Below are 20,392 nucleotides of genomic sequence, written 5' to 3'. Positions count from 1 at the left end.
TGCTTGTCTCTCGATCTTTTTATTTTCAAAAGAAAATGATCGCGAGACAAGCTCGCTCCTACAATTTTGTTATGGTGGCGACTGTTATGAGTTTCAGAACCTGCCGAGTCGAGTACCGATGACCATCCAACTGCCTCGCACTATTGAACAATTCATAGGTGGCGCCACGCTGAGAGCCGACGAGATCGGTGAATCCCCCTGCGATGTTTATAGCTTCAAACGTGGTAACGATCGTTTCTTTCTCAAGATTTGCCCGGCTATTTTTGGCACCTACCACGTATAGCGTGTTACGAGAGGCGCGGGTATTGTCCTGGCTCACAGATCGCCTGAGTGTTCCTGAAGTGGTGGCTGTCGCGGAAAACGTTGAAGGTGAGTTCATGATTACGCGTTGTGTCGACGGGCAATCCCTTCAGGCGCGTATCAATGAACCGTCTTCGAACATTATGTTTTTTTGCGAGGCGGTTCGGCAATTACAGGCTGTGCCAATCCACGATTGCCCGTTTGATTCAAGTGTTGAAGCGCGTCTGCATGAGTTGGACTATCTGCTGGCACATAACTTGGGCGAGGGAGATGAACCGGCCAAGCGCGAGTTTTTCGAGCAGTTGGACGAACTTTTCTAGAGTTCCTCGCCATGGGCTCTGCCTGTAACTCACCATAGAGCGATTTAGAAAATGCCAAACATTCAACGGTACAATTGTCTTGGCTTCCAAGCCTACCGAGTAGATGGGGCATAGACCCTGACTGCTTGACTCTCTTTCAGTCAATTCTAGGGAATCTTCACGGTTGTACTTGCGTCATGATAGTGGCCCTCATCATCAATCAACGTGTAATTCACAGTCAGCTTGCTCTGAACATCAAGGCTAAAGGAGGCCAATGAATAGGGTTTGTCGCTTAAAGGAGGGGTCATCATGTCCAGCGTTTTGGCATTGGCGCGCTCTCGACCTTCATCCATTACCCGTAGAGAGGAAAATGAGGCGTGATAAGGGGTGGGGTTGTGACATACCAAAACCCAGCCACCAGCGTGTTGCTTAAGGCTGAAGGTGAGCAATGTGGCCATTTTTTCCGGGGGAACAGGTAAGTTGGCAGGGCGGTAGAACACCTTCATTTGGGTGTTCATTGCCACAGCAACTTGAGTCGCAAGCATCGGGCCAATCGTTTTGGTGGGCGGGATCTCGTAAATGTTCAGCCAACTCACCGACTCGCGGTCTTTTGGAAGTGAGCTAGCATCTTGAACGATCCGCAAGCCTTGAATGGCGCCTGCTTGCAGCTTGAATACTGAGGGCAATGCGACCATGGTTGACACAGCATTTTCCGGGGCTTGATTACCCTCGCCGTTGTCGAGCCAGGTTTGTACAACAACCGGATAGGTATTGGTGTTGGCGAGCATCAGTGAGCGCTGTGTTTGCCCCTCGTGGAAAATCAACCGGGTCCTCTCCGGCATGACGCCAGCATAAGCGCTTTGCAAAGCGCCCAGCACTAAACACCCCCAAAGCAGCAATTGCGCACATTTTTTTTTATTCATTGTACTTTCACCAAGACATAAGCAGTTGCGTTGACTTTTCCCGGTTTGGCCGTCAAACCGGGCAGTGCACTGAGGGTGGCAGTGATGGTCTGCGAATAATTGGTGAAGTTCTGCGTGTTGCTCCCATTGCTGCTCGCCCCATCCAAGACCGGGTACCAGCCACCGGAGGCACCGGTGCCGGTGTTGGACCAACCTAAAAAATTCATGGCAGTGCCGTCCTTTGCGTTGCGCAGGCTGATCCCGACACCCGTCGCAACCGACGGATCGCTACCATAGCCGTTGGACAATAAGTGAGTGACTGCGCCGCCACTGGTCACAAGACCCATGGATTTGGCTTGGTTATAGGCGCTTTGAGCGATTTGAATACCCAGTGCTGTTTGATTGGTTGATGTTCCGGAATTAACCGCGTTATCGCATTCAAGATCAATGGTGAAGTCGCTGCTGCGCGTGGCTCCCTGGTTAAGCTCAGCGGCGGTGACGGGCAGGAAGGTGACGACAGGTGTGACGTTTCTGGCTACACAAGTAGCCGCGTAGCTGATTGACGCCGCCGAGCGCATGCCGTACCCAACGCCGTTTCGAGCGCCCCAAAATCTGTAGTATCTGCTGGAGTCTTCCCCGACCGAGTCGGACTTGATACCGCCACCCTGGAACTGGATATAACCGTTGGGTTGTGTACAGGTGTAAGGATAAACACCACTACCACTGCTGGCGGCTGTTCCAGTGCAATAATTTGAAACTGAGCCTGTCGTTGGAGGGAGGCTTGACACACGAACGAGCTCGGCCTGGATCAAGCTCAAGTGTTTTCCCTTGATCTGGATCTTGTCGCCTACCGTGTCGTATTCAGTAATCCGGGCTTGCTGCCAGTAACGGGTGTAAACCTGACCAGAATTAACATGAGTGAGTCTTATTGCAACATGCGGAAACCAGGTCGCGAAGTAGTTAGGCAGACCATCGGCAGCCCCAATGTCCCAGAACCCGCCCACCCGGTCATCACCATTAGTTGCAAAAAGTTCGTAGAGGTCATCAGCATCAGTGATATCACATTCCCACATAACAGTTTCACTGGTCAGTCCGGGGGCCGAAGCCGGTGAAATTACGATTGAACCAAGCAGAGTGCCCACGGGCTGTAAGTGCGTTGATGTCAGATTGATCCGGCCGAAGGTCAGTTGAGCTGTATTGTTGTCGCGCGTCTGGATGCCGGAGTAAATTCTTTTGCAGGTTGCCTGAGCTTCAGAAACGACTGCCCCCAACATCATTACAAGCGTGACCGTTAAGTGATAACGAGAAGGCATCATTGGGGTGTTCTTTTTGTAAAAAGGGATCATGGGATACGACACTCGCTATTGATCTTGATCAGTGCCTGACTGACATCCTGTCGAGTCAGGTCGAAGTGCATGCTGCATCGTTCTTCTGGAGCGTCGCCCCAGCGTGCGACCAACGTGCCTTTGAGTTTGTCGGTCCGAAGGTAGGCCTGGCTGCCTTGGCCGACCATGCCAATTACGCTGTCGCTGTCATCCAGTACATCGGCTCCCATGGGCACTGCTTTGCCGTCACTGCGCAGGGCTTTTACCAGAATTGCGTTGCCGATTACCGTATTGAACTTGACCTTGACTGCCGCTCCGGCATATGGAGCAACGCGTTGTTGGCCATTGCCGATTTCCGTCTTTTCGCTGATACCTTCCGGGTTGATGACAACGGAGTTGTAGCGGTATGGCGTTAGTGACGGCACCAGCGCGTACCCTCGGCTATCGATCGTGGCTCCGCTTGCGCTCATGACTTTGGCACCACTGGCGCCCTTGGCTTCGATCAGCGCAAAGGTATCGCTCAAGTACGGGCCAAAAGTGATACCCCCTTCGTGCAATGCCAGAGCACCGCGGGCACTCCCTGAGGCCTGCCAGTAATCCTGACTTTTGGAGGCTGTGGCACTCAGTGAAGCGTTGGGTAGATATTTTTGAAGGCTGGCACTAAAAACGTTGAGCTTTTGTTGGGCATCGCGAGAGGCGTCAATGCCATAGCTCAGCGACTGATCGTCGCTCTGAGTGCCTGATAACGAGGTTTGATACACATTGCCAGAGTCCGAGCTATGAGTGACCGAGGTACTTAGATAGGGCGTGTTAGGGCGACCGGGGCTGCCGAGCGGGAAAGACACGGACAGCAGTGTGACGGTTTCGCTTCTGCCGTCTGTACGAGCAATGCCAAGACCACCATTGGCGAATGTGTTGTCGAGCGGATCGTCGTAGTGCCCGCTGCGGCGGTTCAGGTAACTGCCGGTAGTCTGCCGTGATGTTGTCAGGTTCAGGCTGATATTGTTACGCAGTGTGTTGGACCAGCCAAACTGTAACTGAGTGTCGCGGTCTCGACCATTGCGATAGTCTTGGGTCGAGCCCGACAGAAACACGCTGCCCATGTCATCAAGGCTTTGGCTAATCGACACTTCGAAGCGCGAGCGCTGCATGTAGCTTGTCGACTCCCAGGTATCGTGTTTTCGAGTCGATCTGCGTACCCCTAAGACATCGCCCAAATCGCGATAGCCTTCAGTGGAATAGCGATACCCGGCTATTGATAAGGTAGTGTTGGTGGGCTGAAACGTTCGACTGTATGACAGACGTCCCATCCAGCCATCCAACTGACCGTCTCCGGGTAAGTCAGCTCGTGAGTACGTAGTATCCAGGCCGAATGCACCCAGGCTGCTGGAGTACACGCCTCCTACTACGAACGCCTGATAACGATCCGCGATTCTCAGGCCGCTGTTGGCGGTAATGCTATTGCTCAGGCCGATTTGGTAGGTCACCTCACCAAACGGATCGTGATCTCCGTTGTCTCGGGTTCGTCCCAGCGCCAAGCTGTAGCGAGACACGCCAGGGCGCAACGATTCGGGAACCGCCGAGAAGGGCACCGTAAACGTGCTGACGTTACCATCAGCTTCAATCACAGAGACTTCCAGGTCGCCGTTGTAGTTGGTTGAATAAAGGTCATTGATCTCAAATGGACCCGGCGTGACGGTAGTTTGATAAATATCATTGCCGTTCTGACGCACGATCACTTGTGCGTTGCTGGTAGCGACTCCTCGTATCGTGGGCGCATATCCGCGCTGTGACTCGGGCAACATGCGGTCGTCAGAGGCGATCTCAATACCGGTATAACTTAGCCCTGAAAAAAAACGCCCCGACGTAAACCCCTGGCCTGCAGTCAGGTCGCCCTTAATGCCCGGTAATGCTCGTTGGGCGTATGTACGGGTCGTATTCCAGTGCGATCCGTAATCGTTGTCATAACGCCAGTTTCCCTGATGGCGCAAGCGCCATAGACCCACGTTCAAGCCACTGTTCAGGGACAGATAACTCGAATCTGTACTGCTGTTGTTTTTACCGGAGCGAGTCACATGATATTGGTTGGCGCTGTAATTGACGAAGCCCATAAGGCTGCCGGCATCAAGACTCTGTGTTGGCACGTAACCCCTTGGCGTGTTGATCATCAGGCTCTGCGGGATGCTTAAATCCAGTCTCAGTATCGAAAAATCGAAAGCCGTAGAGGCGCCGTGGATGGCCTGTGAGAGGATCAGGCATTGATTGTCGTCGGTGGTATGAATGGCGCTTTTAAGCACACCTGAAGACTCCAGCAGTTTCTCTGACAGACAGGGCTGGACATCGCCATTTCCCTGGCTGGCAAAGCGCAAGTCAACCCGATCTACAAAACGCCGGTTGATAAATAGATCGACTTTGTACTGCCCTGGTTCTACTGCGTTAATACGGTTGAAACGCGATAACGAGCCATTACCGAACATCATGTTGTCGTCGAAAACGTAAGGGTCGTTAGCGCTCACTGTGGCAGGTTCTGCCAGAACCGGATCAGGGCACAACAAACTGACAGTGGTTAACGCCGATGCTCCTACCAGATCGCGTAATCCATGTAAGCGTGAAACCTTAAAATCCTTTTTAAATACATAAACGCGACGCACAAGCATAAACACTCATCCCGGGCCATCAGTTAATAAGGAGGTCATTGATGACATCTGCACCGTAATCGTTGACTAACGTCAGGCGTAGCATGTCGCCTTTGCTGGCTGACGTATGAGTGGGCAGCATCCAGTTGACTTCACTCAGAGGCGGAATCATCACGGCCTGATTTAAGGGAAGTGTTTGACCGGCATGGATCACCTTCGCCTCGCGCACGGTGGCGTAGTAACCACTGCGATTGCTGGCGACGATAGACCTGCCTTGTAATTTGAAGCTGAGTGATTTACTCAGCTCATCCGGGTTACCCGCCAGTTGCTGAGGGCGGTAGAACAGTTTCATCCGGCTATTCACGCCAACCAGCAACTTGTTGGCCTGCAATTCGCTGGCCTTGATGGCCGGCATTTGCAGGAAACTAAGATAAAAGAGTGTTTCTCTATCTTTGGCTAACCTGTTACCAGTAAAGACCAAACGAACAGTCTGTCCGGCATTCGGGTTAATACGAAAAATTTGTGGATTGGCAATAAAAGGTGAAGTGGTATTTTGCGGCTCGTTATTGTCTGGATCGTTATCAGTCCACATTTGCACGATATAGGGCAGTGCATTCTGATTGGTCAACTGCACGGTTTTTTCTTGCGCCTGAGCAGGGTATATCACTCGGGTGCCGGTCATGATGACACTGGCACTAACAGGATTCACTGAAAGTGCCAGGAGAGTTAGAGCGAAGGTCTGAGTTAGTTTTATTAGGCGTGACATGGCAATCCGCACACAACGTGTAAAGAGTAGGGGCGTTTGGGGGAGACAACTCTACCGGGCGTATTGCCCGGTAGAGTGGACTACTGCTTTACAGATAATCCAAAGCGTATTGCACGCTGGCTGTAACTGTACCCGCAGTGGCACCACCTGTTTCGCTGACATACTGCGCAGCGAAATCATGGCTGGTTTCAGTTTGCGCGCTGGGTAGAACCAGACCGGCCACCGAGGTGACCCCTTCAAGTACGATGGCCGTACCTGCAGGTGCGCTAAGCAATTGAATTTGTACGTTTGTGGCTGTACCTGAGCTGCCAAGGTTGCCAGCACTGGTCACGTTGTTGCCCAAGAATGCAGTTTTGATCGCCAGGGCTGTTGATGATGGGGCAGTGCAACCGCTGATGCTTACAGTGAAAGGGGTCTCTCCGGCTTTGCTGTTCGCGGCACTCAACGATGTGGCACTCACAGTGGGTAGCAGGATCATCGGGCTGGCCGCATTACCATTGACTGCAACCGTACATGTTTGATCGGTGACTTGTCCGTTAAACGTGATGGTGTTTTGAGAAGCTGCGAAAGCCATGACAGGGAATGTAGCGGCGAGGATTAAAGCGATCCGTTTCATGGTGTAACTCCTGTGTGAGGTTTAGATGTACTCCTAAAGCCGGAAAGAGTTAAGAAGGCGTTTTGTCAAAATGCAAATATAAAATAAAATTTGTGTTGTCGTTGATAGTGTCTAGGCTGTGTGATTTGGCGAGGTGTTACTGAGAGTCTGCTGTGCTGTTTTAATCATTGTTTAAAGTGGGGGTGTTGTCGTGTGGTCAGTTGGGTTTTTTTATCTAATTGCACAAGGAATGGAACTTTTGATCAGATCGGTAATACACGCTCGCGCTATAGAGCAATTCAAGACGTAGGAGATTTTTGAATATGGGGGAGTTGGTTTTAAGCTAGAAGAGTAATACTTCGTCATCTCTTTCATGGGGGCCTGTTGCGGGGCTGTATGTGTTGTGACACACAGCCCCAACCCTTTTTAATCAGGCAAGCTCATGTGCACCAACGGGAAGGGTCGTCCTTCGCCGTCCAGTGGCGAACGCCCCGTTTGTACGAAGCCGTAGTGCAAATAAAACCCTGCGGCCTGTGGGTTTTGCTCGTTGACATCCACGCTGAGCGTCGCGCGCGACGTGCGGACATGGTCCAGCAAGGCTCGGCCAATGCCTTGGCCATGCTGTTTTGGGTCTACGAAGAGCATTTCAACATGGTTGTCACTGAGTCCAATGAACCCTAGCGGACAGTCTTCAGTATTTGCCGCGACCCACAACTCTACGGCGGGCAAGTAGATGTCACGCAACTGCGGGATCAGTGCATCGATGTCCGATGGCTGCAAAAAGTCGTGAGTGGCTTGAACTGCACGCAGCCAGATGTTGAGCAACTGCGTATGGTCCGCAGCGTTACCCTTGCGAATGATCATGAAATCATCCTTCTTCTCTTTAGGTCTGATGATGGGTGCGCCGGGCAGTGGCGACCGATTAAGAGTCGGCTTCAGGTATGACCGCTTCGCGAGTTAACGCCTGGGCGGTGCACTTAAGAGGGGCCGAAAAAGAATGGGCGGCCAATTTGCCGGGGCACATTGAAGATGTCAAGAAGGCGAGGGGGACCGGTCGCTACCCAAGCATGATCAACTCGGCACCCTCTAGCAGCAGCGGACGCACGAGGATCTTGTAGCAATCGGCATCAAATGCCTGGCCGATGCTTTTCGGTGCCTGCCTGGCTTCAGCTTCCGTGGCGTAGGTGCCGATGTAATGCCAGCCGTCCACGACGTGGTATTCCTCATGCGCACCGTGGCGTTCGCGCAGTGCGATTGCGCAGGGGAACGGCCAGCGGTGTACGGCCCAGCGGGCAAGCGCGGTTAACAAGCGTTCGGTGTGGGCAGCATGGCTTTCATCGCCTCGGCAGGCGCCCGCGCATTTGCCGATTTGTGCTCTGAAACAACTGCGGCCCACGGCTTTTTCGATGCCGAGCAGGCTGTGGCACAGGCGCTGCTCGTCAGCGATCAGCATCAATGCTTCAGTGGCCATGCGCCTGTTGCGGAACAGGCCGTACAACGGGCTGGCGCCGGGCAAGCCCGTGGTGTCGATGATGTCTACCGCACCATTGATGACGCGTATTGAACATAAGCGGCGTTGCTTGCGTAATCGTTTGTTCTTGAGTGGTTGCAGTTCTTTGATCAGGCGCGATTCCAACAGCAGCGCGCCGATTTCTCCGGCGGTTTGCACATACTCGATTCTTTGTGCTTGGCGCAGCATGCGGGCTTCTTCGGGTGTTCGCAGGTGTGCCAACAATCTGCTGCGGATATCGACACTTTTACCGATGTACAGCGGCATCGAGTCGTCTTGCGCATAAAAGAAGTAAACCCCTGGCGCTCGCGGTGCCGCAGCGACTTGAGCGCGCAGGTGCTCGGGGTATTCATAAACAGGGGCGAGTTGTGCAGGGCGTATAGGCATGGTGGATATAGTGCGGCATAGGTAACGGGATATGACAGCCGCCGGTCAGAATCGCTCCGGTGTGTGCGGCTAGAACCGGTCATGGAACCCGGCTAGAGTTGTGCCCAACTGGAACGCTGAAGCTAAAGGACTGCCGATGAATTTGACGCCTGAACACTTTGTCAGCCTGGCAATGGGCAACCCGATCAACGCTGAAGTGATGGCCCGCTTGCCCAGGCTGGGCGTTGAACAGTGCTTGTTGACGGCGGGCAGCCTGTTTCAGGCGGTCTGGAACCATCGCTCAAACCTGCCGCCGGCGTTTGGGGTTAAGGATTACGACGTTTTTTACTTTGATCAAGACGTGTCTTGGGAGGCGGAAAACGAAGTCATCATCAAGGCACGGCAGCTGTTTGAGGATCTTGGTGTGAACGTCGATATCAAGAACCAGGCCCGGGTGCACCTCTGGTATCCCGAACGTTTCGGCAGGCCTTATCCGCAGTTGTTTACCGCCCGTGACGGTATTGATCGTTATCTGGTGGCCGGGACCTGCGTGGGGCTTTGCGCTGACAGCGGCGAGGTGTATGCGCCTTATGGGCTGGATGACATCGGGCAGGGGCTGTTACGCAATAATCCGTTAACCCCGCAGCCTGATTTGTTTATACATAAGGCCAAAAGCTACCAAGCGCGTTGGCCATGGCTGACGATTATTGATCTGTAGGGGCGAGCGGTCTTTTTAAAGATCAAAAGATCGCGAGCAAGCTCGCTCCTACAGATTGGGTCACTGCTAACTAAGGCGTTATGGGCGCGTGCGGGTGGCTTTGCGCGAAGTGTTTTTCATAGGCCCGGCAAACTCGCAGTACCTGGTCATCGGCAAAGCGCGCGCCGACCACGTGCAGGCCTACCGGCAGGCCATTGTCGGCCAGCCCGCAGGGCACTGATGCCGCTGGTTGTTGGGTCAGGTTGAACGGGTAGGTGAACGGGGTCCATTGCATCCAGTCGGTCAATGAGGACTCGGGCGGCACGTTGTGCCCGGCCGCAAATGCGGTAATGGGCAGCATGGGCGAGACCAGAATGTCGTAGCGCTGATGGAAGTCGTTCATGTGCGCGACCAATGCCGCCCGTGCTTCCAGCGCGGTGCTGTATTGCTCAAGGCTGATACGCTCGCCAAGGCCGGCAATCCGTTGCAGCCCCGGGTCCATCAGGTCGCGCTGGGCACTGCTGAGTTGGCCGGCCAAGCGCGCTGCACCGGCAAACCACAGGGTGTTAAAGGTCTCCAGCGGATCGCTGAAACCTGGGTCAACCTGCTCGACATGGGCGCCGAGTTCGGCCAGACGCTCCACCGCTTGGGCCACCACGCGGGCGACCTGCGGATCAACGTCGACATAGCCGAAGTTGGGACTGTAGGCGATGCGCAAACCCTTGAGGTCATCGCTCTGTGCCAGCCAGGGTGTGGTGCGCGGTGCACCGATCAAGCCATCGCGGGCATCGGGCCTGGCCACCGTTTGCAGCATCAGCACCGAGTCTTCAACGGTGCGGGTCATCGGCCCCAGATGCGAAAGGATGGTCATGGAGCTGGCTGGCCATTGCGGTACGTAGCCGAAGGTCGGCTTGATGCCAAATGTGCCGGTAAACGCGCAAGGGATACGGATCGAGCCGCCGGCATCGCTGCCCTGGTGCAGCACGCCCAGGTTAAGCGAGGCGGCAGCAGCAGCCCCGCCGGATGAGCCGCCTGCGGTCAGCCGGGTGTCCCAGGGGTTACGGGTGATGCCATACAGCGGGTTATCGGTGACGCCTTTCCAGCCGAATTCCGGGGTCGTGGTCTTGCCCAGCAAGACCGCGCCTGCCTTGCGCATAAAAGCACTAAAAGGCGCGTCAATCTCCCATGGACCTTGCGCCGTGGTGGTGCGAGAGCCTTTGCGGGTGGGCATGCCTTGAGTCAGAGTCAGGTCTTTGATCGAGGCCGGTACGCCATCCAGCGCGCCGCAAGGCGTGCCCTTAAACCAGCGCTGTTCCGATGCCCGGGCCGCTTGCAGCGCGCCTTGCGGGTCAACATGGCAGTAGGCGTTGACTGCCGGGTTGTAGCGCTCAATGCGCAGCAGGGCATCCTCGACCACTTCCACTGGAGAGAGGCTTTTATCGCGGTAACGGGCCAGCAGTTCGACGGCGTTCATCTGGCCGATATCAGGCGTTTTACTCATGATTGTTTACCTCCTTGCGCGGCATTGACCATGGCCCGTAGCAGTACAGCGCAGCCGTCGGCCAAGTCCTGAGGCGCCGCGTTTTCGATTTCGTTGTGGCTGATCCCGCCTTCACATGGCACAAAAATCATCCCGGCCGGGCCCAGCTCGGCGACAAAAATAGCGTCGTGCCCGGCGCCGCTGACGATGTCCATATGGCTCAAGCCCAACTGTTGCGCACCCTCGCGTACCGCATCGACACACGCAGGGTAGAAGTCCAGCGGCGGGAAATCAGCGGTCGGGGTCAGCTCAAAACTCAAGCCGTGCTCGACACTGGCCACTTCAATGGCTTCGCGCACTTCATCCACCATGGCTTGCAGGTGATCGGCATGCAGGTGCCGCAGGTCGATGGTCATGTGCACTTGCCCGGGGATCACGTTACGCGAGCCTGGGTGCAGGGTCAGGCAGCCAACGGTGCCGCACGCATGGGGTTGATGCTGGTGGGCGATCCGGTTGACGGCGCTGACCACGTGCGCGGCGCCGACCAGCGCATCTTTGCGCAAATGCATGGGGGTAGGGCCTGCATGGGCTTCAACGCCGGTCAGGGTCAGGTCAAACCACTTCTGGCCGAGGCAACCCATGACCACGCCAATCGTGGTGGCGCGGTCTTCCAGCACCGGGCCTTGCTCAATGTGCGCTTCAAAATACGCGCCCACCGGGTGCCCGAGCACCGGGCGGGTACCAGCGTAGCCAATGCGCTGCAACTCGGCGCCGACTGACAAGCCTTGTTCATCGACTTTGCTCAGGGTTTCGTCCAGGTCGAATTTACCGGCAAACACCCCGGAGCCCATCATGCACGGCGGGAAACGTGAGCCTTCTTCGTTGGTCCAGACCACCACTTCAATGGGCGCTTCGGTGGTCAGTTGCAGATCGTTCAAGGTGCGGATGACTTCCAGCCCGGCCATGACCCCGTAGCAACCATCGAATTTGCCGCCGGTGGGTTGGGTGTCGATGTGGCTGCCGGTCATGACCGGTGGCAGGTCGGGCTGACGGCCCGCACGGCGGGCAAAGATATTGCCAATGCCGTCAATGGTCACCGTACAGCCGGCTTCTTCACACCAGCGCACAAACAGGTCGCGGGCCTGGCGGTCGAGGTCGGTCAGGGCCAGACGGCAGACACCGCCCTTGGCCGTGGCGCCGAGTTGTGCCAGGTCCATCAGTGATTGCCACAGGCGGTCGCGGTTGATCAGCGGCGCGTTGCTGTTGAAAAGGTCGGATAACACGATAGGGCTGTTCATGGACACGAGTCTCCCTTCAGGCGCTAAGGGCCAGGTAACGGTTCTTGATCGTTGGGTTGGCACGGAAATCGGCGGCGCTGCCTTCGTACACCACACGGCCTTGTTCAAGCACGTAATGGCGATCGGCAAGCTTGTCGCAGACCATCAGGTTTTGTTCCACCAGCAGCACGGGCAGGCCGTCGTCCTTGATCTTGCGCAGGATCTTCACCAGTTCATCGACGATCACCGGTGCCAGGCCTTCGGTGGGCTCATCGAGAATCAATAGTTTGGGATCGTTGACCAGGGCACGGGCGATGGCGAGCATTTGCTGCTCCCCGCCGGACAACGCATGGCCAGCGTTTTTACGCCGCTCCTTGAGGCGTGGAAACATGCTGTAGACGTCTTCCAGCTGCCAGCGGCTGGTTTTGCGTTGGGCAATGCGCAAGTTTTCTTCAACGCTCAGCAGACGGAAGATCCCGCGATGCTCCGGCACCAGGGCCAGGCCTTCGCGGGCGATTTCGAAAATCTTGCGCCCGACCATGTTCTGGCCGTTAAAGCGGATCTGCCCTTTGCGCGGGCAGACAACCCCCAGAATGCTGCGCAACGTGGTGGTCTTGCCCGCACCGTTACGGCCCAGTAAGGTCACCAGTTCACCGGGGTTGACCTGCAGCGAGACGCCCTCGAGCACGTGGCTTTTGTCGTAGTAGGAATGGATGTTGTCGACGATTAGCATCAGGCGGCTTCTCCCAGGTAGGCGGTGCGCACACGCTCATCGGCGCGGACAAATTCAGGAGTGCCCTCGACCAGGATCTGGCCGTGGCTCATCACCGTGATGCGTTGGCTGATGGACATCACAATGCTCATGTTGTGTTCGATCAACAGCACGGTGTGATCGCGGCCCAGGTCGCTGATCAGTTGGGTCATGATCGGAATATCGTCAATGCCCATCCCGGAGGTGGGCTCGTCGAGCATCAGCAGTTTGGGTTTGGAGCAAATCGACATGCCTACCTCCAGCACCCGTTGCTGGCCGTGGGACAGTTCGCCCGCCAGGGTGTTGGCGCGCTGGGTCAGTTGTAGGCGTTCGAGCACCTGGTCTGCCATGTCCAGGTGTTCGCGTTTGCTGTCTACCCGGCGCCAGAAGTTCAGTGCGGCCAGCCCGTCACGGCCCTGTGCGGCAAGGCGCAGGTTTTCCCGCACGCTGAGGTTCTGGAACAGGCTGGTGAGCTGAAAGGAACGCGCCATGCCTAACGCAACCCGGCCATGGGACGGCTTTTTGATGATGTTTTTACCACCAAACACAATCGCCCCGTCGGTGGCCCGGCGCTCGCCGGTCAAACAGTGGAACAGGCTGGTTTTACCCGCGCCGTTGGGGCCGATTACGGTATGAATGGTGCCTTGCTCGACCTTCAGGTTGACCCCGTTTACGGCATTGAAAGCGCCATAGGACAGCTTCAGGTTCTCGGTTTCCAGCAGGTAAGGTGTTTTAGCACTCATGGCTGTTCCTCCTGAATCGGCAGGCGGCTTTTGCGCGAGCCTTTGATGCGTTCGAAAGCGCTGGTAAATCCACCCCACAAACCGCCGCGCATAAACACCACGACGACGATCAAAATGATCCCGAGCAGCATCAGCCAGCGCGGCCACAGGTCTGATAGGAAATCACCCAGCAGCACAATGGAACCGGCACCCAGCAAGGAGCCAAACAGCGATCCGGTGCCCCCGACAATGGTCATGATCAGGATGTTTTCGGACATCATCAGGTCGATGTTGGACAGCGGCACAAAATGCAGCAGCATGGCGTACAGCGCCCCGGCAACCCCGGTGACCGCGCCCGACAGCATGAACACCAGGATCTTGAAGTGGCGGGTGTCGTAGCCGATGGCGGCGGCACGGGTTTCGTTCTCGCGGATTGCCATCAACGTGCTGCCAAAGGGCGAGGCAATCACCCGGCGTGCGCCAATGAAAATCAGCAAAAACAGCACCGCGACAAAGCCGTAGAAGTAGCGCGCATCACTCAGCGACATCAGCAGCGTGTCGCCGATGCGGATTTCTGGCCGTGGCACATCGAGCAGACCGTTGTCGCCGCCGGTCCAGCCGCTCAGGGTGTAGGTCAGGAAGTACGCCATCTGGCTGAACGCCAGGGTCAGCATCACAAAGTAAATACCGGTGCGGCGAATCGCCAGGGCACCGACCAGAAATGCCAGCAAGGCACCGGCGATGGCCGCACCCAGCAGTGCGCTGAATAGCCCCCATTGCAGATGAATCATCAGCAAGGCGGCGCAGTAAGAACCGGCGCCAAAGAAGATACCTTGGCCGAAGGACAGCAGCCCGGTGTAACCCAGCAACAGGTTGCAGGCCAGCGCGGCCATGGCGAAGATCAGGATTTCAGTGGCCAGGGTGGCCGATGGCAATATCAGTGGCAGGCCGATCAGTACCGCAATCACCCACAGCAGCATCGAGCGCGACTGGGTTTTGGCGAAGGGCAGGGGGTTTTTCTCGCTCATGTCAGGCTCTCCCAAACAGGCCGTAAGGACGCAGCAAAATCACCACGGCCATTGCGCCGTAGATCATCAGGCTTGCACCCTGTGGCCAGATAGTTGTCATCAGGCTTTGCACCACACCCACCAGCAGGCCGCCCACCAGTGCGCCACTGAATGAACCCATGCCGCCGATCACCACCACCACGAAGGCCACGCCGAGAATCTCCGGGCCGACAAAAGGCTGGGCGCCGCGCAATGGTGCGAACAGCACTCCGGCGATCCCGGCAAGCCCGGCGCCCAGGGCGAAGGTCATGGAAAACAGGCGGAAGATATTGGTGCCCAGCAGTGACACGGTTTCGGTGCTTTCACTGCCGGCGCGCACCAGCGCGCCGAAGCGTGTGCGTTCCAGCAACAGCCACAGGGCAAAGCCCACCAGCGCCGAGAAGGCAATCAGGAACAAGCGGTAGTAGGGGTATACAAAGTCGCCAATTTCCACCACGCCGCGCAGTAACGGCGGCACCGCGACACTTTTACCGACCGGGCCCCAGATCATCACGCTGGCTTCTTGAATAATCAGCGCAATACCCAGCGTTACCAGGATCTGGAACATGTGCGGCAGGTTATAAATGCGCTGAATCAGCACCCGCTCGATCACCCACGCGAGGGCAGCAACCAGCAGCGGTGCGATCAGCAGCGACAGCCAGAAGTTGCCGGTCAGGCTGACGGCGGTGTAGCAGAGGTAGGCGCCCAGCAGAAAGAACGCACCGTGAGCGAAGTTGACGAAGTTCAACAGGCCAAAAATGATGGTCAGTCCCACCGCAATCAGAAAGTAGATCATCCCCAGGCCCAGGCCATTGAGAATCTGAAACATATAAAGTTCGAGCATGCAGATACCCTCTGCAGGCGGTCGTGGCTGACCGGCTGCGTGTAGCAAGTGCTAAATAGTCGGTGGTTTAGCTGAGTACGCAGCCGGTGTCGGCGACGGGGGCAAACGACTGACCGGAACTGACCACCAGCGCCAGATCGTCCTTGTCGGTCATTTCGCGCTCCGGTTTGCCCAGCATCAGGTAGTAATCCTTGATCACTTGATGGTCACCGGCGCGGATGGTTTCTTTGCCGGTCGGGCCTTCGTAGCTCAAGCCCTGCATGGCGTTGGCCACTGTGGGACCATCGAAACTGCCCGTGGCGGCGATGGTGTCGAGCATGACCTTGGTGCTGATGTAGTCGGCGGCCAGCGGATAGTTGGGGTTGATGCCGTATTTGGCCCGCGTCGCCTTGACCAGCTCGCGGTTGAGCGGGGTGTCGACCTGATGCCAGTACTGGGCGCCGAGGTACACGCCTTCAAGCACATCACTGCCCAGCTCCTGGAATTGATCCAGCCCGGCGGACCACACCAGCAGAATTTTCATGCGCTCTTTCATGCCGAAATTCACGGCCTGACGCAGGGTGTTATTGGACTGGCTACCGAAATTGAGCAGCACCAGCACGTCGGGCTTGGCTGAAATAGCATTGGTCAAATAGCCGGAGAATTCCTGCTCCTGCAAAGAGTGGTAACTGTTGCCGACAAGCTCCAGCCCATGTTCCTTGAGCACTTCCCGGGTGCCATCGAGCAGTGCTTCACCGAACACGTATTGTGGGGTGATGGTGTACCAGCGCTTGGCCTCCGGCAGGCGTTTGATCAGCGGTATCAGGGTTTCACGCACCGCGCCATAGGTGGGTACAGACCAGCGAAACGTCGAGCTGTTGCAGTCCTTGCCGGTGACTTCATCCGCGCCCACCGGGGTCATAAACACACCGCCAGCCTTGTTCACTTCCTTGGCCACTGCCAGGGCGGACGATGACAGGGTGCAGCCCTGGAAAAAGCGTGCGCCGTCCTGGCCAATGGCTTCCTGAACCTTGCGTACTGCCTTGCCGGCATTGCCTTCGGTATCAATCACCTTGTAGACCAATGGCCTGCCTAAAAGCTGCGGGTATTGCTCGACGGCCAGACGCGAGCCCATGTCGGCAAACTTGCCATAACTGGCAAAGGCTCCGGACATGGACTTCAACCCATAGAAGGTAAAGGGCTCGGCGGCGAAGGCCTGGCGTATGCCAAGCGGAAGGCTTAAAGCACTGGCAGCAGCCAGGCCAGCTTTCAACAAAGTACGACGTTGCATGGGGTAACTCCCTGGTTTAATTATTGGCAGGAGTAGCAATGGCAAACGGCGGATCAGGTCCTGTGGGCAGGCCTTTTATTGGATAGGGGTGGAGCGCTTGCTAACACACGGTTAGGGCTAAACGGTTCAGTGGTGGTGATCGAACTCCAGCAAGAAGTGCGGGTTGACCTGGCCTTCGAGGGCGGTCATGTGATGCTCGGCGTCGCACATGTGCTCGTGCATCAAGGTGCGCACTTGCGCTTCATCCTCAGCACGCAGGGCAATCAGCAACTGCTTGTGATAATCGAGGTTGGCGGCATCGAACTGCTTGCGTTTGGGTTTGTAAGCCTTTTTCAAGACCACCAGATCGCGCAGCAAATCGTTGAGAAACTGCGCCATAAAACTTAACAGCGGGTTAGGGCAGGCCCGGGCCAGCAGGTTATGAAATTCAAGCTCGGCCAAACGTTGCTCCCGCTGGCCGGCCTCGCTGTCTTCAGGGGCGCTGCAGAAATCTACGTTGGCTTGCAGCGCTTGATAATCTTCGGCGCTCAAACGGCCGATAACAGAAACCGCCAACTCGACCTCAATGACCTTGCGCAACTGATAGACCTGCTCGCCATCCAGATGCTGAAAGTGCAGGTAGTTACGCAAGGCCCGGCTGGCGGGCTCAGTCCCGGCCTGATTCAGATAGGCACCGCCGCTGGGGCCGGTACGGGTACTCACCAGACCTTCGACCTCCAGCGCCTTCAAGGCTTCGCGGGCTGAGCCTTTCGAGCATTGAAAGCTTTCCATCAGCTCACGCTCAGTAGGCAGACGGTCACCGGGCTTGAGTGCATCAGTCACGATCGAGCGCTTCACCGATTCGACAATCACATCGGACAGCTTCTGGCGTTTGCGGCGAATCGGGCGATTAAGCATGTTGTCTATTTATCGTATTAATGCGGATAAATAGTAATAAATAGATCTGCGCAGGCGCAGTCAACCATCGACCGGACGAGGTGTCGTTTTCAGAGAAAAGGGGTCGGGAATGGATATGCTCGGTGTAGCCGCTGACGAGGTACGAGGCTGCGATGCGGGCCGCAGGACCGCCGTTAAGGGTCGCTTCGCAACCCCTCGCAGCCTCGTGCCTCGTCAGCGACTACAGGAAAAGCCAGTGATTTATTTAGCCGAAACGATGCTCGCTACCAGCTGCGGCTTGCAGTTCAAGTACGCCGACGATTTGAGCCAGCGCTGGTCGGGGTACCAGGCAAACATGAACTGTCCGTTCTTGAGGTTGTCCACTACTTGGCGTGCCACTTGTGGGCGTACGGCAGGGCAGCCCTGGCTGCGCCCGATGCGGCCCTGGCGTTGGCTCCACAGCGGATTCACATAGCTGGCGCCATGGATCACGATGTCGCGGTCACGGGCCCGGTCATTGATGCCCGGCTCAAGGCCATCCATGCGCAAGGAGTAGCCGTTGGCACCCTGGTAGCTTTCGCGGGTACGAAACAGCCCGAGGCTGGACTGGAAGCTGCCTTCGCTGTTGGAAAATCGGGTGGCAAAATTTTCACCAGAGTTTTGCCCATGAGCGACCAGCTCACGCAGGACCAGCTTTTTAGAGGTCAGGTCGAAGATCCATAAGCGTCGGGCGGTTGAAGGCATGGAGTAGTCGATGACCGCCAGGTGCCGAGCTTGGCTGGCACCGTTGTTAACGGCGCATTGCATGGCGCTGAGGGCGCTTTGCAGGACTTGCGGATTGAGTTCCGGGGCGACCTTGGACAGGCTGTTGTAGAGCACCGGGGCGGAAGTATTGGCGGCGAACGCCGGGCTGCAGACTGAGCCCAGGGTCGCGGCGACCAGAAAAAGTCGTCGCAAAAAAATCAGCATATAAAGAAAGCTTCCACATTAAATAAACGAATGACATTGCGCTGATCCAAGGGCCACAGCGATTTAGCTGCTAGCCTGACTGTATAGCGCGACAAGCAACACGGTGACCCTCACATAAAGGCCACGGACTGGAGTTAAGCAGTTGATCAAAAAACACGCATGTTACTTGACCCTGACCTTGCTCGCTGCGCCACTGGTCGCACTGGCTGATGAGCCGCCAGTAGAGCCGTCGAACCCGGTGCAAGTGGAGTTGACGCAACTGCCGCAAGCATGCCCGACCCTGGCAGGCAGTATTAATGAGCCCACACAGGCACTGCTTGAGGCTTTTTACCAGAGCCAGAATTACCAGCCAATCTGGGCCGACAAAGTGCGTTTGGCGACCTTGCAAGCCGCGTTGCCAACTCTGGCCGATGATGGCCTCGACCCGCAGAACTACCTGTTGCCCAAGGGGCAGGACCTGTGCGCCGATATCGACATCAGCCGCCAGTACCTGCAAGCCCTGCAAGACCTGCATTACGGGCGCCTGCCGCAAGCGCGTTTTGAGCCGGTCTGGCATGCCAATGAAGTAGTACCTGACAGGCGCGAGATTCTGCCGATTGCCGAAGCCGGGTTGAATAACATTAGTGACGCCTTCGCCAAGGCACGCCCTGCGTTTGAGCAGTACAAACACTTGCGTCAGGTCTACGCCCGGCAACGTCTGCAACCGCTACCCAAATGGCCAACCATCGGCGACGGCCCTGTGCTGCGCCCCGGCATGCAAGACTCTCGCGTCCCGGCCTTGGTTCAGCGGCTGATGAGTGAGGGTTATCTGGATCATAAAATCGCGACAACGGATAACGTCTACAGCAATGAGCTGGTGTCTGCGGTCAAAAGCTTTCAGCTCAACCATTCCTTGCAGGCCGATGGCATCATCGGGGCGGGCACGGTGAAAGAGCTGAACGTCAGCCCGGCGACCCGCCGAGATCAGTTACGGATCAACCTGGAGCGCTTTCGCTGGATGGCCCAGGACGTTGAGCCGTCCATGCTGCTGGTCAATGTGCCTGCGGCGCAGTTGACGGTGTATGAAAACGGCCAACCGATTTGGCAAACCCGAACGCAAGTAGGGCGCGCAGACCGACAAACGCCGCTGCTCAAGTCGCGGGTCACGCGGCTGACCCTGAACCCGACTTGGACCATCCCGCCGACCATTTTCAAGGAAGACAAACTGCCGCAAATCCGCCGTGATTCGTCCTTCCTGAGCCGGCACGACTTGCAGGTTATTGACAGCAACGGGCAGCCCGTCTCGCCGCAGAGTATTGATTGGGACCGCCCCGGCAATATCCTCCTGCGTCAGGGCGCCGGGCCAAGAAACCCGTTGGGCAAGATTGTCTTGCGCTTTCCCAACCCGTTTGCGGTGTACCTGCACGACACGCCAAGCCAGGCGCTGTTCAGCAAAGGCCCGCGGGCATTCAGCTCGGGGTGTGTGCGTGTAGAGTCGGTATTCCAACTGCGTGACGTACTGGTCACGCCGGCGGAAAAAAGCCGCACCGAAGACCTGCTCAGCACCGGCAAAACCCATGAGTTCCGCTTGTCCAACCCCAAACCGATCCTGATGACCTACTGGACGGCCCAAGCCGATAAAACCGGCAAAGTGATCTACACCCCGGACATCTACAACCGTGACCCGGCCCTGATAACGGCGCTGAGCAGCAAGCGCTGATCTAAACCCCTCTAGGAGCGGGGGTTGCAGCCGGGGGTTTTGTGGGTTTAAAAAAAGCGGGG

Annotated in this window: 19 protein-coding genes and 1 pseudogene; 4 read left to right on the top strand and 16 right to left on the bottom strand. The window is 56.6% G+C overall.

Annotation, left to right across the window (positions count from 1 at the left end; all coding sequences use genetic code 11):
- Together QMX84_RS21845 and QMX84_RS21840 are read left to right on the top strand one after the other, a co-directional pair.
- Positions 1-283, top strand: a pseudogene (locus QMX84_RS21845) (hypothetical protein); the annotation flags it as partial.
- 22 nt (positions 284-305) lie between these two features.
- Entirely contained in the window at positions 306-620 is a 315-nt protein-coding gene (locus QMX84_RS21840) for a hypothetical protein (RefSeq protein WP_153332913.1), read from the top strand.
- 146 nt (positions 621-766) lie between these two features.
- On the opposite strand, the gene QMX84_RS21835 is transcribed toward QMX84_RS21840, so the two are convergent.
- The 7 genes from QMX84_RS21835 to QMX84_RS21805 all read right to left on the bottom strand — a co-directional run bounded on the left by QMX84_RS21835 (position 767) and on the right by QMX84_RS21805 (position 8,720).
- Entirely contained in the window at positions 767-1,522 is a 756-nt protein-coding gene (locus QMX84_RS21835; RefSeq protein WP_153332911.1) for a molecular chaperone, read from the bottom strand.
- On the bottom strand, positions 1,519-2,817 hold the full coding sequence (locus QMX84_RS21830) for a fimbrial protein (RefSeq protein ID WP_282364764.1): 1,299 nt from the start codon (positions 2,815-2,817) through the stop codon (positions 1,519-1,521). The genes QMX84_RS21835 and QMX84_RS21830 overlap by 4 nt, the downstream gene beginning before the upstream one ends.
- A gap of 26 nt (positions 2,818-2,843) precedes the next feature.
- Positions 2,844-5,483, bottom strand: coding sequence for a fimbria/pilus outer membrane usher protein (locus QMX84_RS21825; RefSeq protein WP_282364763.1), 2,640 nt, complete (start codon positions 5,481-5,483; stop codon positions 2,844-2,846).
- A 19-nt stretch (positions 5,484-5,502) separates the two neighbouring features.
- A complete protein-coding gene (locus QMX84_RS21820) occupies positions 5,503-6,144 on the bottom strand; it encodes a molecular chaperone (protein ID WP_282364762.1) in 642 nt (213 codons plus the stop codon).
- Positions 6,145-6,316: 172 nt separating this feature from the next.
- On the bottom strand, positions 6,317-6,844 hold the full coding sequence (locus QMX84_RS21815; protein ID WP_123749068.1) for a fimbrial protein: 528 nt from the start codon (positions 6,842-6,844) through the stop codon (positions 6,317-6,319).
- A 405-nt stretch (positions 6,845-7,249) separates the two neighbouring features.
- Positions 7,250-7,687 (bottom strand): acetyltransferase, encoded by a 438-nt coding sequence (locus QMX84_RS21810; protein ID WP_262125815.1) that lies wholly within the window; start codon positions 7,685-7,687, stop codon positions 7,250-7,252.
- Between the two features lie 193 nt (positions 7,688-7,880).
- Positions 7,881-8,720 carry an endonuclease gene (locus QMX84_RS21805; RefSeq protein ID WP_282364761.1) on the bottom strand — a complete coding sequence of 280 codons (840 nt, stop codon included), beginning with the start codon at positions 8,718-8,720 and terminating at the stop codon, positions 7,881-7,883.
- Positions 8,721-8,856: 136 nt separating this feature from the next.
- Between QMX84_RS21805 and QMX84_RS21800 the strand changes: the two genes are divergently transcribed.
- The gene (locus tag QMX84_RS21800; protein WP_282364760.1) at positions 8,857-9,417 is read left to right on the top strand and encodes a nucleotidyltransferase family protein; all 561 of its coding nucleotides are present in this window, start codon (positions 8,857-8,859) and stop codon (positions 9,415-9,417) included.
- 70 nt (positions 9,418-9,487) lie between these two features.
- On the opposite strand, the gene QMX84_RS21795 is transcribed toward QMX84_RS21800, so the two are convergent.
- The 9 genes from QMX84_RS21795 to QMX84_RS21755 all read right to left on the bottom strand — a co-directional run bounded on the left by QMX84_RS21795 (position 9,488) and on the right by QMX84_RS21755 (position 18,631).
- On the bottom strand, positions 9,488-10,897 hold the full coding sequence (locus tag QMX84_RS21795; RefSeq protein ID WP_282364759.1) for an amidase: 1,410 nt from the start codon (positions 10,895-10,897) through the stop codon (positions 9,488-9,490).
- A complete protein-coding gene (locus QMX84_RS21790; protein WP_262125819.1) occupies positions 10,894-12,174 on the bottom strand; it encodes a Zn-dependent hydrolase in 1,281 nt (426 codons plus the stop codon). The genes QMX84_RS21795 and QMX84_RS21790 overlap by 4 nt, the downstream gene beginning before the upstream one ends.
- Positions 12,175-12,190: 16 nt before the next feature.
- Positions 12,191-12,886: an ABC transporter ATP-binding protein gene (locus QMX84_RS21785; RefSeq protein WP_262125820.1), complete on the bottom strand. Its 696-nt coding sequence runs from the start codon at positions 12,884-12,886 to the stop codon at positions 12,191-12,193.
- Entirely contained in the window at positions 12,886-13,647 is a 762-nt protein-coding gene (locus QMX84_RS21780) for an ABC transporter ATP-binding protein (RefSeq protein WP_262125821.1), read from the bottom strand. Before QMX84_RS21780 ends, QMX84_RS21785 begins: the two co-directional genes overlap by 1 nt.
- Entirely contained in the window at positions 13,644-14,654 is a 1,011-nt protein-coding gene (locus tag QMX84_RS21775; RefSeq protein ID WP_262125822.1) for a branched-chain amino acid ABC transporter permease, read from the bottom strand. The genes QMX84_RS21780 and QMX84_RS21775 overlap by 4 nt, the downstream gene beginning before the upstream one ends.
- Position 14,655: 1 nt before the next feature.
- The gene (locus tag QMX84_RS21770; RefSeq protein WP_048371794.1) at positions 14,656-15,516 is read right to left on the bottom strand and encodes a branched-chain amino acid ABC transporter permease; all 861 of its coding nucleotides are present in this window, start codon (positions 15,514-15,516) and stop codon (positions 14,656-14,658) included.
- 67 nt (positions 15,517-15,583) lie between these two features.
- Positions 15,584-16,786, bottom strand: a complete 1,203-nt coding sequence (locus QMX84_RS21765) for an ABC transporter substrate-binding protein (protein WP_262125823.1) — start codon at positions 16,784-16,786, stop codon at positions 15,584-15,586.
- Positions 16,787-16,912: 126 nt separating this feature from the next.
- Positions 16,913-17,683 carry an FCD domain-containing protein gene (locus tag QMX84_RS21760; protein WP_262125824.1) on the bottom strand — a complete coding sequence of 257 codons (771 nt, stop codon included), beginning with the start codon at positions 17,681-17,683 and terminating at the stop codon, positions 16,913-16,915.
- A 240-nt stretch (positions 17,684-17,923) separates the two neighbouring features.
- Entirely contained in the window at positions 17,924-18,631 is a 708-nt protein-coding gene (locus QMX84_RS21755) for a murein L,D-transpeptidase catalytic domain family protein (RefSeq protein WP_262125825.1), read from the bottom strand.
- A 142-nt stretch (positions 18,632-18,773) separates the two neighbouring features.
- On the opposite strand from QMX84_RS21755, the gene QMX84_RS21750 reads away from it, so the two are divergent.
- A complete protein-coding gene (locus QMX84_RS21750; protein WP_282364758.1) occupies positions 18,774-20,330 on the top strand; it encodes a L,D-transpeptidase family protein in 1,557 nt (518 codons plus the stop codon).
- The last annotated feature ends 62 nt before the right edge of the window (positions 20,331-20,392 follow it).

It is taken from the genome of Pseudomonas sp. PS01297, assembly GCF_029959305.1.
Classification (GTDB): Bacteria; Pseudomonadota; Gammaproteobacteria; order Pseudomonadales; family Pseudomonadaceae; genus Aquipseudomonas; species Aquipseudomonas helleri.
This window is presented reverse-complemented; position numbering and strand designations above follow the sequence as displayed.

What these genes read in the sequence shown, in the direction of transcription:
- QMX84_RS21765 (WP_262125823.1), bottom strand. Translation starts at nt 16,786, where the DNA reads ATGCAACGTCGTACTTTGTTGAAAGCTGGCCTGGCTGCTGCCAGTGCT.
- QMX84_RS21775 (WP_262125822.1), bottom strand. Translation starts at nt 14,654, where the DNA reads ATGAGCGAGAAAAACCCCCTGCCCTTCGCCAAAACCCAGTCGCGCTCG.
- QMX84_RS21785 (WP_262125820.1), bottom strand. Translation starts at nt 12,886, where the DNA reads ATGCTAATCGTCGACAACATCCATTCCTACTACGACAAAAGCCACGTG.
- QMX84_RS21755 (WP_262125825.1), bottom strand. Translation starts at nt 18,631, where the DNA reads ATGCTGATTTTTTTGCGACGACTTTTTCTGGTCGCCGCGACCCTGGGC.
- QMX84_RS21810 (WP_262125815.1), bottom strand. Translation starts at nt 7,687, where the DNA reads ATGATCATTCGCAAGGGTAACGCTGCGGACCATACGCAGTTGCTCAAC.
- QMX84_RS21795 (WP_282364759.1), bottom strand. Translation starts at nt 10,897, where the DNA reads ATGAGTAAAACGCCTGATATCGGCCAGATGAACGCCGTCGAACTGCTG.
- QMX84_RS21830 (WP_282364764.1), bottom strand. Translation starts at nt 2,817, where the DNA reads ATGATGCCTTCTCGTTATCACTTAACGGTCACGCTTGTAATGATGTTG.
- QMX84_RS21815 (WP_123749068.1), bottom strand. Translation starts at nt 6,844, where the DNA reads ATGAAACGGATCGCTTTAATCCTCGCCGCTACATTCCCTGTCATGGCT.
- QMX84_RS21770 (WP_048371794.1), bottom strand. Translation starts at nt 15,516, where the DNA reads ATGCTCGAACTTTATATGTTTCAGATTCTCAATGGCCTGGGCCTGGGG.
- QMX84_RS21780 (WP_262125821.1), bottom strand. Translation starts at nt 13,647, where the DNA reads ATGAGTGCTAAAACACCTTACCTGCTGGAAACCGAGAACCTGAAGCTG.
- QMX84_RS21820 (WP_282364762.1), bottom strand. Translation starts at nt 6,144, where the DNA reads ATGACCGGCACCCGAGTGATATACCCTGCTCAGGCGCAAGAAAAAACC.
- QMX84_RS21825 (WP_282364763.1), bottom strand. Translation starts at nt 5,483, where the DNA reads ATGCTTGTGCGTCGCGTTTATGTATTTAAAAAGGATTTTAAGGTTTCA.
- QMX84_RS21790 (WP_262125819.1), bottom strand. Translation starts at nt 12,174, where the DNA reads ATGAACAGCCCTATCGTGTTATCCGACCTTTTCAACAGCAACGCGCCG.
- QMX84_RS21805 (WP_282364761.1), bottom strand. Translation starts at nt 8,720, where the DNA reads ATGCCTATACGCCCTGCACAACTCGCCCCTGTTTATGAATACCCCGAG.
- QMX84_RS21760 (WP_262125824.1), bottom strand. Translation starts at nt 17,683, where the DNA reads ATGCTTAATCGCCCGATTCGCCGCAAACGCCAGAAGCTGTCCGATGTG.
- QMX84_RS21835 (WP_153332911.1), bottom strand. Translation starts at nt 1,522, where the DNA reads ATGAATAAAAAAAAATGTGCGCAATTGCTGCTTTGGGGGTGTTTAGTG.
- QMX84_RS21800 (WP_282364760.1), top strand. Translation starts at nt 8,857, where the DNA reads ATGAATTTGACGCCTGAACACTTTGTCAGCCTGGCAATGGGCAACCCG.